The organism is Enterococcus mundtii (assembly GCF_013394305.1).
GTDB lineage: Bacteria > Bacillota > Bacilli > Lactobacillales > Enterococcaceae > Enterococcus_B > Enterococcus_B pernyi.
The window spans coordinates 379,502-394,306 of record NZ_AP019810.1; the positions used below are offsets into that span (position 1 = coordinate 379,502).

General features: G+C 39.8%; 17 protein-coding genes. 1 reads left to right on the forward strand and 16 read right to left on the reverse strand.

The genetic code is table 11. The features are described from left to right. Positions 1-20: 20 nt before the first annotated feature. From HZ311_RS01775 to galE, 10 genes are all read right to left on the reverse strand, one after another. On the reverse strand, positions 21-875 hold the full coding sequence (locus HZ311_RS01775; protein WP_010735160.1) for a hypothetical protein: 855 nt from the start codon (positions 873-875) through the stop codon (positions 21-23). A gap of 9 nt (positions 876-884) precedes the next feature. Beyond that, on the reverse strand, positions 885-1,532 hold the full coding sequence (locus HZ311_RS01780) for a class D sortase (protein WP_023519871.1): 648 nt from the start codon (positions 1,530-1,532) through the stop codon (positions 885-887). Positions 1,533-1,563: 31 nt separating this feature from the next. After that, positions 1,564-2,145 carry a hypothetical protein gene (locus tag HZ311_RS01785; protein WP_010735158.1) on the reverse strand — a complete coding sequence of 194 codons (582 nt, stop codon included), beginning with the start codon at positions 2,143-2,145 and terminating at the stop codon, positions 1,564-1,566. A gap of 293 nt (positions 2,146-2,438) precedes the next feature. Then, positions 2,439-3,482, reverse strand: a complete 1,044-nt coding sequence (gene tsaD, locus HZ311_RS01790) for a tRNA (adenosine(37)-N6)-threonylcarbamoyltransferase complex transferase subunit TsaD (RefSeq protein WP_010735157.1) — start codon at positions 3,480-3,482, stop codon at positions 2,439-2,441. Then, positions 3,479-3,949, reverse strand: a complete 471-nt coding sequence (gene rimI / locus HZ311_RS01795; RefSeq protein ID WP_010735156.1) for a ribosomal protein S18-alanine N-acetyltransferase — start codon at positions 3,947-3,949, stop codon at positions 3,479-3,481. The genes tsaD and rimI (HZ311_RS01795) overlap by 4 nt, the downstream gene beginning before the upstream one ends. A 6-nt stretch (positions 3,950-3,955) precedes the next feature. Further along, the gene (rimI, locus tag HZ311_RS01800; protein WP_023519872.1) at positions 3,956-4,498 is read right to left on the reverse strand and encodes a ribosomal protein S18-alanine N-acetyltransferase; all 543 of its coding nucleotides are present in this window, start codon (positions 4,496-4,498) and stop codon (positions 3,956-3,958) included. Beyond that, a complete protein-coding gene (gene tsaB / locus HZ311_RS01805; RefSeq protein WP_010735154.1) occupies positions 4,482-5,204 on the reverse strand; it encodes a tRNA (adenosine(37)-N6)-threonylcarbamoyltransferase complex dimerization subunit type 1 TsaB in 723 nt (240 codons plus the stop codon). Before tsaB ends, rimI (HZ311_RS01800) begins: the two co-directional genes overlap by 17 nt. A 134-nt stretch (positions 5,205-5,338) precedes the next feature. Further along, positions 5,339-6,334, reverse strand: a complete 996-nt coding sequence (locus tag HZ311_RS01810; RefSeq protein WP_010735153.1) for a LacI family DNA-binding transcriptional regulator — start codon at positions 6,332-6,334, stop codon at positions 5,339-5,341. A gap of 29 nt (positions 6,335-6,363) precedes the next feature. Beyond that, positions 6,364-7,848 (reverse strand): UDP-glucose--hexose-1-phosphate uridylyltransferase, encoded by a 1,485-nt coding sequence (gene galT, locus HZ311_RS01815; protein WP_023519873.1) that lies wholly within the window; start codon positions 7,846-7,848, stop codon positions 6,364-6,366. A 10-nt stretch (positions 7,849-7,858) separates the two neighbouring features. Then, entirely contained in the window at positions 7,859-8,848 is a 990-nt protein-coding gene (galE, locus tag HZ311_RS01820) for a UDP-glucose 4-epimerase GalE (protein WP_010735151.1), read from the reverse strand. Between the two features lie 247 nt (positions 8,849-9,095). On the opposite strand from galE, the gene HZ311_RS01825 reads away from it, so the two are divergent. After that, positions 9,096-9,263 carry a DUF3042 family protein gene (locus HZ311_RS01825; RefSeq protein ID WP_010735150.1) on the forward strand — a complete coding sequence of 56 codons (168 nt, stop codon included), beginning with the start codon at positions 9,096-9,098 and terminating at the stop codon, positions 9,261-9,263. A 371-nt stretch (positions 9,264-9,634) separates the two neighbouring features. Here the strand turns inward: HZ311_RS01825 and HZ311_RS01830 are convergent, their stop codons facing one another. The 6 genes from HZ311_RS01830 to HZ311_RS01855 all read right to left on the reverse strand — a co-directional run bounded on the left by HZ311_RS01830 (position 9,635) and on the right by HZ311_RS01855 (position 14,652). Continuing rightward, positions 9,635-11,437 (reverse strand): FAD/NAD(P)-binding protein, encoded by a 1,803-nt coding sequence (locus tag HZ311_RS01830; RefSeq protein ID WP_137072545.1) that lies wholly within the window; start codon positions 11,435-11,437, stop codon positions 9,635-9,637. Positions 11,438-11,770: 333 nt separating this feature from the next. Beyond that, the gene (locus HZ311_RS01835) at positions 11,771-12,166 is read right to left on the reverse strand and encodes a rhodanese-like domain-containing protein (RefSeq protein ID WP_023519876.1); all 396 of its coding nucleotides are present in this window, start codon (positions 12,164-12,166) and stop codon (positions 11,771-11,773) included. 14 nt (positions 12,167-12,180) lie between these two features. Then, positions 12,181-13,146: an ROK family glucokinase gene (locus HZ311_RS01840; RefSeq protein ID WP_023519877.1), complete on the reverse strand. Its 966-nt coding sequence runs from the start codon at positions 13,144-13,146 to the stop codon at positions 12,181-12,183. A gap of 2 nt (positions 13,147-13,148) precedes the next feature. Continuing rightward, positions 13,149-13,358, reverse strand: a complete 210-nt coding sequence (locus HZ311_RS01845; RefSeq protein WP_010735144.1) for a YqgQ family protein — start codon at positions 13,356-13,358, stop codon at positions 13,149-13,151. Positions 13,359-13,377: 19 nt separating this feature from the next. Beyond that, on the reverse strand, positions 13,378-14,082 hold the full coding sequence (locus HZ311_RS01850) for a rhomboid family intramembrane serine protease (RefSeq protein WP_023519878.1): 705 nt from the start codon (positions 14,080-14,082) through the stop codon (positions 13,378-13,380). Positions 14,083-14,100: 18 nt separating this feature from the next. Beyond that, positions 14,101-14,652: a 5-formyltetrahydrofolate cyclo-ligase gene (locus HZ311_RS01855; protein ID WP_023519879.1), complete on the reverse strand. Its 552-nt coding sequence runs from the start codon at positions 14,650-14,652 to the stop codon at positions 14,101-14,103. Between the last annotated feature and the right edge of the window lie 153 nt (positions 14,653-14,805).

A 14,805-nucleotide genomic window follows, 5' to 3' on the forward strand; every position in this document is an offset into this window, starting at 1 on the left:
GTTTTCTCCACTTTCTATCGTTAATATCTTTTCTTAACTTTTCGTCTTCTTAATAGTTCGCTCAACATCCAGATGATGAAACTACAAATAATGAGCACGATTCCCCATTGGATAAATGTTACAATAAAGTTGCTTAGATACGTAGTTAAAAAATGATAGAGCGACTTTGAATTGATGCCGATACGCTCGACCATTTTTGAAAGGTACACAAAAAGAGGTAACGCTAAAAGCATTAGACCAGCGCCACCCACTGCATAACTTAAATAGCGTAACGCACGATGGAAAAAACGTGTGTCGATTGCAATGATCGCAATCACTAATAATGCAGAAACTGTCATTGTAAAGAAGATCAATAAGGTCAGCGTTCTTTTATACCCCATCACTTGCTTCCCATAGGTCAAAAGATAAGGGATCTCAATATATTCACTATAGGTTTCGATGGCAGATTTTTTTAGATTATCAATCGATTGTTGCGTTTCTGCATTGATTTCATAATTGTTTTCTTTCGCATAGTCTTCGACTTTTTTCTGGATGATTTTGTCTACATCCTCTGTCCGTTCAATCAAAAAAGGAATGTCTGTATAAATGGTGCGAATATAGTGTTCAACATTCGATTGTACATAAGCTTGAGGAACAGTGTCTGCCAATACATCTGCAGGAATATTGCTTCCTCGACCTAGATCGCTGATTCTTTGATTGATCTCAGAGGTGATCGTTTCTGAATAATTGGCTTCTTCCATAGCTTTTTCCATAAACTGTTGGTTGAACAACGTTAGTCTCAATACAACTAACGTCATGCCGGCAAACAAACTCAAAGAACAAATAAAAGTAAGTAGCCAACGAGACCCTTTTTGCATGAATTTTTGCGTACTCATGATTTCCTCCTATTTATTAGGATTGATCAACGGACCTTCAACTAACTCACAGATAACAAAAAGTCGTTCATCCGTCATGCCTAAACTATCAACAGGATAGCATGTATAAAGAAGCAGTATTGGTTTATCTTTTTGACTGATCAATTCATTGATTTCCGGATCATCTTTATGACGAATCACCATTTCTTTTACTTGATAGCGGTAATTCGCATAGGTCGTCTTAGCTGTCACGATATCATTTGTTTGAATACCGCTTAGCTTACCAAACCCATCAACATTGTGCCCACCGACTAGTGACGTTCCAGTCTCACCTATGTAGACAGAACCCATATATTGTCCGGCACCTTTTCTTAATATCTCATCGGTATCTCCAAAATACAAAGGCACATTCAGATCTAAAGAATCTACCATGATGTCACCATAGCGTTCGCCACCTCTAGGGTAAGCGATACTGCTAGATGCCAGTTCATTGTTCTCATCTTTAGCGACATCTTCTTCTTTTACAGCTTCAAAGCTTTGTTCTTGCGTTTCGAATGTTGGAACATCTGAAAGTAAAAACAAATTTAAAGAAGAAGTGGCAAAATGAATGACAGGTCTTCCTATGACGTACATTAGAGAATAACCAGCTGCCAAAAAAAAGACAGGGACAAAAAGCATTGCCCCTAGTCTCTTAAGCAGCTTGCGCTTTTTACGCAATCTTTGTCTTTCTTCCTACTACAACCGCACCTGCTGCGACTAATAGTAATGAAGCAATTGCCATTGCACTAGCGGTATAATTACCACCTGTTTGTTTAATTGGAGAACTAGTGCTAAAAGCTGGTGAAGTTGTTCCATCAGCATTTTTTGCACCGATTTGGATATCGCTACCATTCCAACTTAGTACAACTAATCCCAACGCGTCAGCAACTCTCGTTACCTCTTGTTGGATTTGCATGATGATATCCCGCGGTAAAGCACGAATCAAATCATCAAGCGTGTTGATTCCTGTCATATCGATTGTTACTGAACCTAACAGATTACGCACATTTTGAATACCTGTAACGGCAGTTTCTACTTGTGCATCCGTTAAATCATTTTGTTTCAAATGGTTTTCGGCTTGTGTAATGTAAGTATCAGGGACAGTGAATTCTTTTCCTTGAATACTTACTGGTGCTTTTAACAAGTCTAGGATCTGTTGCTCATTCGCAGAAATCGCGCCAGCGGCATCTACAGGAACAGTGAACAATAATGCAGTGAAAAATACAACTAAATATCCGACAAACTTTTTCATCCATTCGACCTCCTTTGCATTTTATTGTGAAGGCTTTCAGCCTTCAGATAAAACATTATAGAAAATAACATTATTCATTTTATTTTCTACATTTCTTATACTATCACATAGAGTTAGCTGACACAATTTATATAACCTAAGTAAATTTATGTTTTTTTGGGCCTATCAGCCATGTTGATATTAAGTGTATAAAAAAGGATAAGATTCCCATTCCCTAGCAATTTTTACCACAGCATAGATTATATTCATATAATCTTTTTGTTTGCGAATATCTAGGTTAAATGTCAGGTGATTTACCTGACATTTTCCAAGGACTCACCTAACACTAAACCTGGTTCTGCATTCAGTCGATAATCAGCAAGATGCCCTTTTCGCCATTCGACAGATGCAGCGGCTCCGATCATTGCCGCATTGTCCCCACAAAGACGTAATGGTGGTACGATCAGTTCCAATTCAGGTAATTCTGTGGCTAAATTTTTTCTCAAACTTTCTCTTAGTCCTTGATTAGCAGCAACACCGCCTGCAAGGATTAATTGCTTCACCGGATAAATTTTGCAAGCACGTATCGTTTTTGTTACCAAGACTTCGACAACACTGGCTTGAAAACTCGCAGCAAGGTCTGCTCGATCTAATTCTTCCCCTCGTTGCTCCGCGTTGTGGACTAAATTGATAAATGCACTTTTTAAGCCACTGAAACTAAAATCATAGTTATCTTCGCGAAGCATTGCCCGAGGAAAGTGGTAGGCATCTTTCCCTTGATGGGCTAATTCATCGATTTCTTTTCCACTTGGATAGCTCAATCCTAAAACACGTCCTACTTTGTCGTAGGCTTCTCCAGCGGCATCGTCTCTTGTTTCACCGATGATCTCATAAGCGCCATCTTCTTCCATATAAACTAACTCCGTGTGCCCTCCACTGACCAACAACGCCATCAATGGAAATTCATACGCTTTTTCGAAGCGGGCGGAGTAAATATGTCCTGCCATATGATTGACAGGGATCAATGGCAGATGATTTGCCCAAGCAAAAGCCTTTGCTGCTGAAATACCGATGAGTAATGCCCCCACAAGGCCTGGTCCTTCTGTGACAGCAACCGCGGTAAGTTGTTCGGCGGTCACGCCTGCTTCCACCAACGCTTCTTCAAGACATAAAGTAATTTGCTCTACATGATGGCGACTGGCCACTTCAGGTACGATCCCGCCAAAGCGTTTATGGCTGTTGATTTGAGAGGCAACGATATTTGATAAGATTTCTTGCCCATCTTTCACGACCGCTACGCTTGTTTCATCACAGCTTGACTCAATTGCTAAAATCAATTCTGTTTGTTTTTCATTCATGGTTTCATCACCTCTGTTTTTAGCTTTGTACACATGATGACCGCATCCTCGACCGGATCATGATAGTAGGCTTTTCGTTTACCTACTTGGCGGAATTTTTCTGATTCGTAAAGGTGTTGGGCAGCAATATTTGACTGTCGTACTTCTAAAAAAACACTATGCGCTTGGTTAGCTTTTTCTCGTTGCAGCATCTCTTGTAATAATTGTCTTGCTACACCTTTGTGTTGTTCAGCAGTCAGAACTGCAAGATTCGTCACTTCTACTTCATCAAGTACTTTGGCATATCCAATAAAGCCAATGATTTCCTCTGCTTGATGAACGACTAAATAATTGGTTTGTGGTTGTTGGATATCAGACAAAAATTGATCTTTTGTCCAAGGTGACCCATTTAAAAAAGCATCGTCACTGACTTGCCAAAGCGCTTGGGCTAATTTTGTATCATTGAAAGCTGTTTTTTCTTCAATCACTTTATTTCACTCTTCTTTTAATAGTTTTACCATATCTAAGGCATCTTCATTCGTTTCTGTATAATACCCTTTTTTTACTTTTCTCGATTGGAAGCCTAGTTTTCTGTATAAGCGTTGGGCATTCTGATTACTGATCCGTACTTCTAATGACATGGTCTCGCATTGATTCATCCGTGCGAATGTCTCGATCTCGTTGATTAAATAGGTACCGACACGCTGCCGTTGGTAACTCGGACTGACCGCAATGTTTGTGAGATGGCAATCGAGTCCTAATACTCTGGATCCAACAAAGCCGAATAATTCTTCTCGATCGAATATCCCTAAATATAAAGTCATGAATGGGGAAGTCAGCTCTGAGATGAACGCACTTTTTGTCCAAGGTAATTCCCCCAAATAAACTTCCCGTTCGATACTTAACAACGCCTTGACATCATCAACTGTCAGTTCCCGTATTTGAAATTGCTTTTCGCCTACAGTGACCGTTTTCTCTGGATAATCTGCTTTTTCTTGAAGCATGGTCCGTAGATAGGCTTTAAATTTTTTCAACATAGCTTTCTTCTCCTGGCGTATGTGTCTCCAACCATTTTTCTTCTGCTTCCACTCGTTTTAAGTAACGTGGTAAAAAGGCTTGGATATCGTTGACCGGATTACTTGAAGCCCCTAATTGCGCGACGACAACTCCACTAGGAATATCCCAAAGTGGCAAGGAGTTACGCTTAGCATCAGGTATTGATTCAGCGATTTCTGAGTTGAATTTGTGGCAATCGCTACCGACAAAAGTGATCGATCCATCCATTTGTTTTAATTTTTCGGTTAATTCTACGAAAGCAATATGTCTGTCCTCTAGAACGTTTTCTAATGTTCCATGATGCCAGCGATAGGCACCAGCATAAACATTTTTTCTTCTCGCATCAAACATCGGTACAATGATTCCTTCGATTCCTACGCAATTTGCTGCAAGTACAGCAAGACTGGAAACACCAACCAATTCTTTATTTAAAGTATATGCTAATGTCTTGGCAGTTGTGACACCGATTCTCAATCCTGTATAAGAGCCTGGACCACTTGACACAGCAATTCGATCGATTTGTTCTGGTGTGAGTTGGCAATCTGAGATCAATTGATCCAACGCTGGCATCAACGTCAGACTATGATTTTTCTTTCTATTGATTTGGATTTGACCTAACACTGTTTCGTCTTCCAATACGCCAACAGCTAAGGTTTGATTTGCTGTATCGATCCCTAATGTAATCATTTGACCGTTCCCTTCTACTACTCTAATGTCGTTTATCATTGTAGCATACTTCGAGGTAAAAAAGGGGAGGAAAAATCAAGTTTGGCTCTCGCCGCTGTCGAAATTTCCACCCCTATACTTAGGTTGATAATCGTCTATTTGATCGTAGATTGTTTTGTTGATTCTCGTAAAATTAGTTCTGTCGCGATCGTGATTTTTCTTGCAACCGGTGCAGTACTATGGATTAACTGGGTCAATGTCTCAACTGCCAACTCCCCCATCCATTCGGTGTACACTTTGACTGTAGAGAGGGGTGGTGAGACATACTTTGCCACGCTGATATCATTGAAGCCAATCACTGAGATATCTTGCGGAATAGTCAATCCTGCTTCTTTGATTGCCTTCAATGCACCAATTGCTAATGCATCATTCGCAGCAAACAACGCATCCGGTAATTCCTTTTCTTGCAATAAAAAATCATGAACAGCTTGATATCCTGCCTCCACTGAAAAATCCGCTTCAATGATCTTTCCTGTGAGGTTCTTTTCTTCACTGATCAGTTTTTGAAAAATTGCCGTTCTAGGATCAGTCACCGGTGTTCGGTGTTGCTTCGTGTACTCTTTTCCGGCTAACATCACGAGTTGTTTGACTTCTTCTTGTAAGAAATGATCCATCACTAAGCGAAGACTCGACTCAAAATCAACGACTAATGAATCGATGCCAAATCTTGTGCCATCTGAATCGACAAGTAAAAGGTTCTCTTGCGTACGTTTCAATTCTTTCAATTGCTCTTCGTCAAACTTTCCTAAAGCAATCGTTCCATCTGCAGATTGCTCACTGATGGCATCCCATGTTTCCTTGATAAGGCGAATATTCGCTTCTTCCGCTTTTTTTTCGATTCCTAAGCGTATAGAAAGATAATAAAGATCTTCTAATTCTTCTTGTGTATCATACCATTGGATCAATTTGATCGTTTGTTTTTCAGAGGCTAGATTCTTATGATGTTTTTTATAATTCAAGTGTTCAGCTACTTCAAAAATTTTTTGTTTCGTTTCCATTCCTACTGACAATTTCTCATCATAATTCAGCACTCTTGAGACAGTGGCAGGAGAAACTCCCGCCAACTGAGCAATATCTTTGATTGTGGCCATTCGTTTCCCCTCCTGTAAGTGACCGATGCTTATAATGTTTCAGTAAAGCGCAAGAACGCAGCTCTTCCTTGTTCGTCCCGTTTGAAGACACCGGCATCTTCTAAAACTCTGGCGAAGACTTGCCCAACAGCATTTTGGATAACAACTGTCGCAGTCTCTTCAGTCAAATCAGGATTTGCTTGTTTTAGCTGTTCTGCCCATTCACGATGGTAGTCCGCGACTTGATTTTCTTCACCCAGTAGATATTGCTTCACTTCTTCCAATTCTGGTTTTAAGCGTGGCGGCAACACAGCCAACCCCATAACTTCGATCAAGCCAATGTTTTCTTTTTTGATATGTTGGATATCACGATGAGGATGGAAAATCCCTTCAGGATATTCTTCGGACACATTGTTGTCGCGCAATACTAAGTCGATTTCAAAGTAATCCTCTCTGCGACGAGCAATCGGCGTGATCGTGTGGTGTGGCGTACCATCTGCTGAATAGGCGATGACTGATACTGATTCATCTGAATAGTTCTGCCATTTGTTTAAGACCGCATCTGCTGCTTCTACTAATAAATCTTTATCGGGCGACTGTAACCGGATCACCGACATCGGCCATTTGACGATCCCTGCAATCACCTGCGGATACTCGCTTAGCTTGATCAATTTCTCCATCGGCGCTTTTGCCATCGGAAATTCGTGACGTCCAGCTTGATAATGGTCATGTGAAAGGATCGATCCACCAACGATCGGCAAATCAGCATTTGAACCTACGAAATAGTGTGGTAAGACTTCAGTGATCTTCAACAACCGAGCAAACGTTTCTTTAGTGATGCGCATTGGTCGATGTTCTTCTGATAAAATGATCGAGTGTTCATTGTAGTAGGCATAAGGCGAATACTGAAATCCCCAACTTTCTCCGCCTAAGTTCATTCGGATGATTCGATGATTGGTTCGTGCTGGGTAATTCAACCTTCCTTTGTACCCTTCATTTTCCATACATAACATACACGATGGGTAATTGACTTGTACCGCTTTTCTTTCTGCAGCAATTTGTTTTGGCTCTTTTTCAGGTTTAGATAGATTGATCGTGATTTCCAACTCCCCATATTCAGACGGATAAGTATACACGATATTTTTTGCGATGGCTCGTGTTTTGATATAGTCATTGTTGCGGCTCAACTGATAAAAATAATCCGTTGCTTCTTCTGGACTTTTTGAATAATGTTGAGCAAAAAAAGCATTGACAACAGAAGGTGGTGGCGTCAAGAAATCCATCAATTGTGCCTCAAATATTTCTCGGTCAGCTGTGACATCCGTCACCAAGCCATTTTCTTTTGCTTGTTCAACTAAACGATCCAATAGATCGACCGATTCTTCTTGCACTGGACGTACTTCAAAAGAGTCGCCGGCTTCTTCGCCAATAAGACCTAAAATACGATTTTGTAAGTAGATACGGTCCATTTCCATCCAACCACCAGACGCGATTGCTAGTGTGACAAAATCTGCAATTGTTTGACTAATCGTCATTTTCTTCCACCTACTTTTCATACCCGTTAGGATGGCTTTCATGCCATGCCCAAGCAGTTTTGATGATTTCTTTCACATCTGTATATTCAGGTGCCCAGCCAAGGATTGCTCTCGCTTTTTCACTTGACGCTACTAAACGACTTGGATCACCTGCTCTTCGTGGTGCGATTTTCGCAGGAATATCACGGCCTGTGACTTCTCGTGCTGCTTCTAGCATCTCTGTGACTGAATAACCTTTGTTACTTCCCAAGTTGAAGAAGTTGCTTTCATTTCCAGCTTTTAAATATTCTAAAGCTAAAATATGCGCAGCAATCAGATCTTCTACTTGTACGTAATCTCTGATACATGTTCCGTCTGGCGTATCATAATTATCCCCATAGATTGCTAATGACTCTCGTTGGCCTAAAGCTACTTGTAAAATGATCGGCACTAAATGAGTTTCGGGCGTATGATCTTCGCCGATCGACGCATCATTCTTAGCTCCTGCTACATTAAAATAGCGTAAAGCCACATAACGCATGCCATATGCTTCGTCACACCATTTCATCATTTTTTCCATCATCAACTTACTTTCGCCATAAGGATTTTTCGGATTCGTTGGTGACCCCTCTGTAATTGGCGATTCTTTTGGCTCACCGTAAGTCGCAGCTGTTGAAGAAAAGACAATCCTTTTCACATCAAACTCGTGCATTACTTCTAATAATACTTGCATGCCATAAACATTATTATTGAAGTAGACTAAGGGTTTTTCAACTGATTCACCGACTAACGAGCTCGCTGCAAAGTGCAAGACGCCTTCAATCGTTTCTTTTTGGAAAACTCCGCGTAAAAATTCTTTGTCACGAATATCGCCTTCATAAAAACGTGCATCAGTATGAACTGCTTGACGATGTCCTGTCAAAAGATTATCCACGACTGCTACATCATAGCCCTTTTCAATTAATTGATCGACGGCATGGGAACCAATATAGCCTGCTCCGCCTAATACTAAAATTGTCATGTTAAGACTCCTTTATCCATATAATTATATTCGTTATTTATTTTAACAAAAGTGATGACCAGAAAACAGGGACTTTTTTTTGACAAAACCTTCTTTCATTTTATTTAGTAAATTTATAATAAAACATTTAGTAAATTTTTTCAACATTTTCTTGTAAAGGGTTTCAAATAAAAAAACGAAAGACTAGCGTTTTTCCTTGTTTTGCTTCATAATAGAAGTGTCAAATAGATAAATGAGGTGAATCATTATGAAAAAATTTGTATCAGGTATCTTAGTAGGTAGCTTGGCTACTGTAGCAGCTGTGGCTGGTTTAGTAACTTCTGTGAAGAAAACAGTCATCGACCCAATCGACGAAAAAGAAGCAATGATTGAAGAAAATCGTAAAAAAGCAATGAGAAAACGTGTATCACGATAAGAGCTAGTGATTGAAGCATTCAGCTTCAAAAACAAAAAACCCAAAGTTGTTCTTCAATTTTTTGGGTTTTTTTGTTTCTACCGAGTTTTTTCTAAAACTCGCATTTTTAAGTTACGATAGAAATGGAAGCTGACAAATAGCACAGTTGTGTTTCCACTATCTCCCTCATGCTATCCAAAAAGAACGTTCTTACAAGTGTCAGGACAGAAGTGTTTAGCCTCGAGAAATAAGGCGCCATCCACGAAAATTGTTCTTCAAATTTTTGTGGATGGCGCCTTATTTCCCAAGAGGTTACTTCTGTTCCCGCCGTTTATTCGGTTTTAGTTGGTGGGAGAGAACTAATGTCCCTCTCTCCTAAAGGAACGTTCTTTTTATGATTTTTCTGCTAAAATCAGTTGTGCGATACGATCAATTTGTCTAAGATTCCAAAAATCGACATGGGGTCTCGGAACGGAGGCTGTTAACCATTCTACCCCTTCAGTTGGGATGCCGATACAATACAAATTGTTTTGTACTTCTCCATGGGCATCGATCACACGTGAATTTTCTCGTTCGATTGCTACCGCACCAGAAACGAAATCGCCACTTGGATCATCCAACTGGAATGGCTGAAGGATCTGGGCATCACGTAGACTGATCAAGGCTGGATTTCTTGTTGTTCGTAAGTCATTTTTTGGTAATCGTGCCTCAATTAGATAGCTACTTGTAAACCCTTCTGGTTCCAGGTGAAATCTCTTGTCCTTTCCTACAACAGTAAAAGGAGGTTCCACCAAATGGAAAATTCCTGCATCGATCAATGCTGCTAATTCCTGCGTTCTTCGTAAAGGCGGACCAATAGTAAAAAACGCATCAAACGTATTGAACCATTGCCACAATATTTCTTTATATTCTTTTGCAGAAAAAACTTCCCATAGCATCACTTGATGCACGATATTTCGCCAATCTTTCAATGCATCCAACGTCGCAATCAATGGACCACTCACATTGCCTTTTAACGCTTCATTGATTTGATCTTCGATATACCTCCGACTCATTTGTTGATACGGCAACGTGTGGTCGAGCAAGTGATCCAGTAAGTCCCATGACCACAAGTGGCTTGATAATTCAGGATATTTTCGCAGCCATTCCTTTTCTGTAGCCCCAAGAAAGACTTCTTGAAATTCGCTGAGAGCAATCGACAACCCATGTTCCTCGATCACTTTTTTATAATAAAACAATTCGAGATCTTTTTTTAAGTCAGTAAAAAAATCCTCCCCAGTCAGTTTTTTAGTACGATAATACATATTTAATCGTTCTTGCGTCAGAATGACTGGTTGTGCCACCTCGCCAACTTTTTTCTGGTTGCGTCCGTGGGGATAGTAAGGTAAGCCTCGCCGAGAGCCGCAATAGACGACTGGCTCTTCTCCCGACGGACGATAAACCAATCGACCTTCCAATTCTTCAAAGCGACCGCCTCGTTGTTGTGTCAACAAACCAATATAATCAAAAAAACAGAGTCCTAACCCCCGAATAAACACCGGTTCTTGGGCAGGAATCATCGATAAATCAACATCGGCTGGATTAGCTGGTCCTTGGTAAAATAAGTGATGCTCAGCCGCATACTCACTTAATTGGCTTTCTTCTGACGTTTGTTCATGTTCCCAATGACCCGTTGCTAGGATCAGTTGATCCACCACATAGGCTTCTTCTTTAGTTCGCAGAATGAATTGTTTCTCTTTCTTGGTGGCTTCGATAACTAATTCTTGTATATAATCGAAACGATCAGAAAATCGTTCTTGTAGGCGCGCGTAAAACCATTGGAGATAGACGCCAAAGAAGCGACGACTTGTTGGTTGATTTTCTAATAAATTAGCTGCTTCACACAAAAACGCTTCTTTTTCTTTGATAGTTGTCTGACTAAGATAAGAAGGGGCAAATTCTTTCGCCCATTGATAAAGATTCACTCCGTTAGCGACCACGCCTCCACTACTTAATGTCTCATCCGTAAACATCGTCACTTGTGACGCCAATGAATTCATCAGTACTTCTTTTGGCTGATCGACTCGCCAAACCTTGCCACCGATTCCACTTGGATCAAAAAGGAGGATCTCAATATTTTCTTGTTGTTGATTATAGAGTAAACGCTCTAACATGCTAAGTCCACGAGGTCCTGCCCCGATGATCCCAATTCTCATCTATCCACCTACCTATATGTATTTGCTTGATTGTCACGCATCTTTTCTCTTGATTTCACTCAATACGCGCTACAATGATTTACTTGGCTAACTCACTGAGGAGCAACAGTTCTTCATGTTTTTTATTTTGTGACCAACTGATTTCCAAATAACATCCGTAAATTAAAAAACCGAATTTAGGAAAACATTTTGTGATGACTACCTTTATCATATCCTCTCATTCCATCATAGCATAATTTTTCTGCAATAAGAAAAAACAACAAGAAAAAGGAGCGAATAACCGCTCTTATTCTTGTTGCTACTAAGGTAACATAAGAAGTACAAGACTCCTCGTTAGATTTTTTTACTTTTGATTTTACCTGACCAACCATCATAGCCGCCTTTTAAGATATAGATATCTTGGTAACCTGCTTTATGCAGTTGGTTAGCTGTACGAATACTCAAACTTTTCTTTTGATCATAAATATAAACCGGTTGGTCTTTACGAATCGAACCAAGTGAATTTTTTAGTACTGTATATGGAATATTTCTAGCGCCTAAAATATGACCCGCATCAAAGACATCTTTTTCACGAACATCGATGACTTGTGCACGACGCATTCCTTCACGAAATTCTTCTTCTTCAAGCATTGTTGCAGAACGTTTAGCCATTACTCGTAAGTAAACTTCCCAAAATACGATAGCTAAGATGATCAGTAATAAAATGATGTTAATAATCCATAAAACCATGTCGTGCCTCCACTTTATTCAGCATATTTCAAGGCTAATGAGGCAGCACCGATAACGCCTGCTTCATTTCCTAATTCAGCTAATTTAATTTTTGTTGATTCTCTCACTTGTGGGAAGGTAAATTCTTTGAAGTATTTCTCCACACGACTGCGTAAAAATTCTCCCGCAGCTGATACGCCTCCACCGATGACAATACTTGATGGATTCAACGTGTTTCCTAAATTCCCGCAAGCTAGTCCTAGATATAGACAGACACGATCGACCACCATCAAACCAAATGGATCTTCTGCTTCTGCTAATTCAAAAACATCTTTACTTGTTACTTCTTCACCATTATCAAGCATCGCTTTCAAGCGTGAATCACCGGCATATTCTTCTGCCAAATGACGGGCCACTCGAACGACACCTGTCGCACTTGAGACAGTTTCTAAACAGCCACGTTTGCCACAAGTACATTCGAATCCATTTGGATCGATCGTAATGTGTCCTACTTCTCCAGCGGCTCCAGTCACCCCATGAAGTAAATGACCATCCGCCACAATACCGCCACCAACACCTGTACCTAGAGTGATGAATACGACATCAGGATCATTTTCGCCTGCACCTTTCCAACGTTCGCCTAATGCTGCGACATTGGCGTCATTATCGATGGCAAATTTGATGCCCGTTCCTTCTTCAATCATTTTTTTGACAAATTGAAGCTCGCGCCAATTTAAATTGTAAGCACCAATCACTGTACCCGCTTCGCTGTCGACTGTTCCTGGTGTCCCCATACCGATACCGATGAAATCTTCCGCTTTCATACCGTATAAGTTCAGACGATGATTGATAGATTCAATGATTTCAGGAATAATGTGTTTGCCATCATCCAAAATATTGGTATCGATACTCCATTTCTGTTGAATTTCTCCGTCAGGTGTCAAGATCGCAAATTTTGCTGTTGTTCCACCTAAATCAATCCCAATAATTTTTTTGTCCATGATCAAATTCCTTTCTTTCTGCTCTCTTCGATTCGGTGTTCTCTTTTTAAGATGTGCCACGCAGTCATATATGTTTCGTGATCGATCAAATGATTATCATAAAGCTTACGTAATTCGATCGTCATCAATTCAATATCATAAATCCGTGCTCCCACATAAATAAAGATACCAAATCTCTTGAATAGCTGTTGTACGTCGTATAAGCTTTCCATTTAAAGCACTTCCTTCACATTATACAAGTATTCCATAATTTTTTAAACCCACTAAAACACATATTATAAAAAGAAAGAGAAAAACGATCGACGATATAATACGATGATGGATTGAGTAATCATTGGATCGATTTGGTAATCCTAATAGATTCCCTATCAGGAAACCTCCGATCAAGCCACCAACATGTCCCCAGATATCTACTGAGGTATCTGATATACCGAATATAAAAGAAAAAACAATGAATATCATGTAACGGCGTACAAGCTGTTTCACCAGATAATCATTTTTGTAATGAATACCTAGAACAAATAACGCACCAAATAAACCAAAAAGTGATGTACTTGCCCCACCAGATAATACGTTCATTTCATTGAAGGCAAAACTGGTCACATTTCCCATGATACCACTAAGTAAATAAATCAAGAAAAAGCGCCAATGACCGTATACCGTTTCGATTTGTGAACCCATAAAATACAAAACGACAGAGTTCAGTACAAAATGCATCATCCCAAAATGGATAAATATTGGTGTGATCAAACGCCACCATTCATGTAGGTAGGCAATATGCTGGCCAGACATGCCTAGTCCAAAAGCCACGCTATTACCAGGTAATACCTCCATTGCGAAAAAGATGATTGTTTGGATCACTAAAAATATCTGTGTTAAAAATGGCCCATCGAGCCAAGATTTTAATTTGAATTGTTGCTGCCGATTTACTTTCATATATACCCCCTTATTTTTTTAGTCGTTCAATAAATGTTGGATTTTCTTATCAAAGTCTTCTGGTTCCCAATCATTATGAATCATCTCTTTGAAAGTCAAGCTGCACGTTTGATGCGGATACTCTTTCAGATAGCGATCATAATACCCTCCACCAAAGCCGATTCTGTACCCATCTGGATGAAAGATGATTCCTGGGACGATCAATAAATCGATCATCGTTGCCTCATAAAAATGCGTTGAAACAGGTTCTAACACACCAAAACTTGAACGTTCTAAAACTGTGTTCTCAGAGAACTCATAAAATGCCATTTGACGTTTTGGCAATGTTTTGGGGATCACAACGATTTTCCCTGAGGCTCTCGCTTGTTCGATCAACGGTCGTGTATCTATTTCAAATTCATTTGAAAGAGTTAAACCGATGACTTGCGCCTGCTTCCAATACTCGGTTGCAAACAATTGCTTATAGATTTTTTGTTCTTTTTCTTTTTTGTAGCCACTTGCAGCAATTTTTTTAAGTTCATTAATGCCAAATTGACGGAGCTGGTCTTTTTTCTGCTTTTCGTGTCCCAAATAATCACCTGCCTACCTTCTGTTAAAATGGTAGCGGAAAACGGAGAAAATAGCAATTTAACTTTTTAGATTTTTGGATTTGTTCTGTCTAATTTTAGTTAGGACATCGATTTATCCCCATTTGATGTTAACAATCGTCAATCATTCATTCGT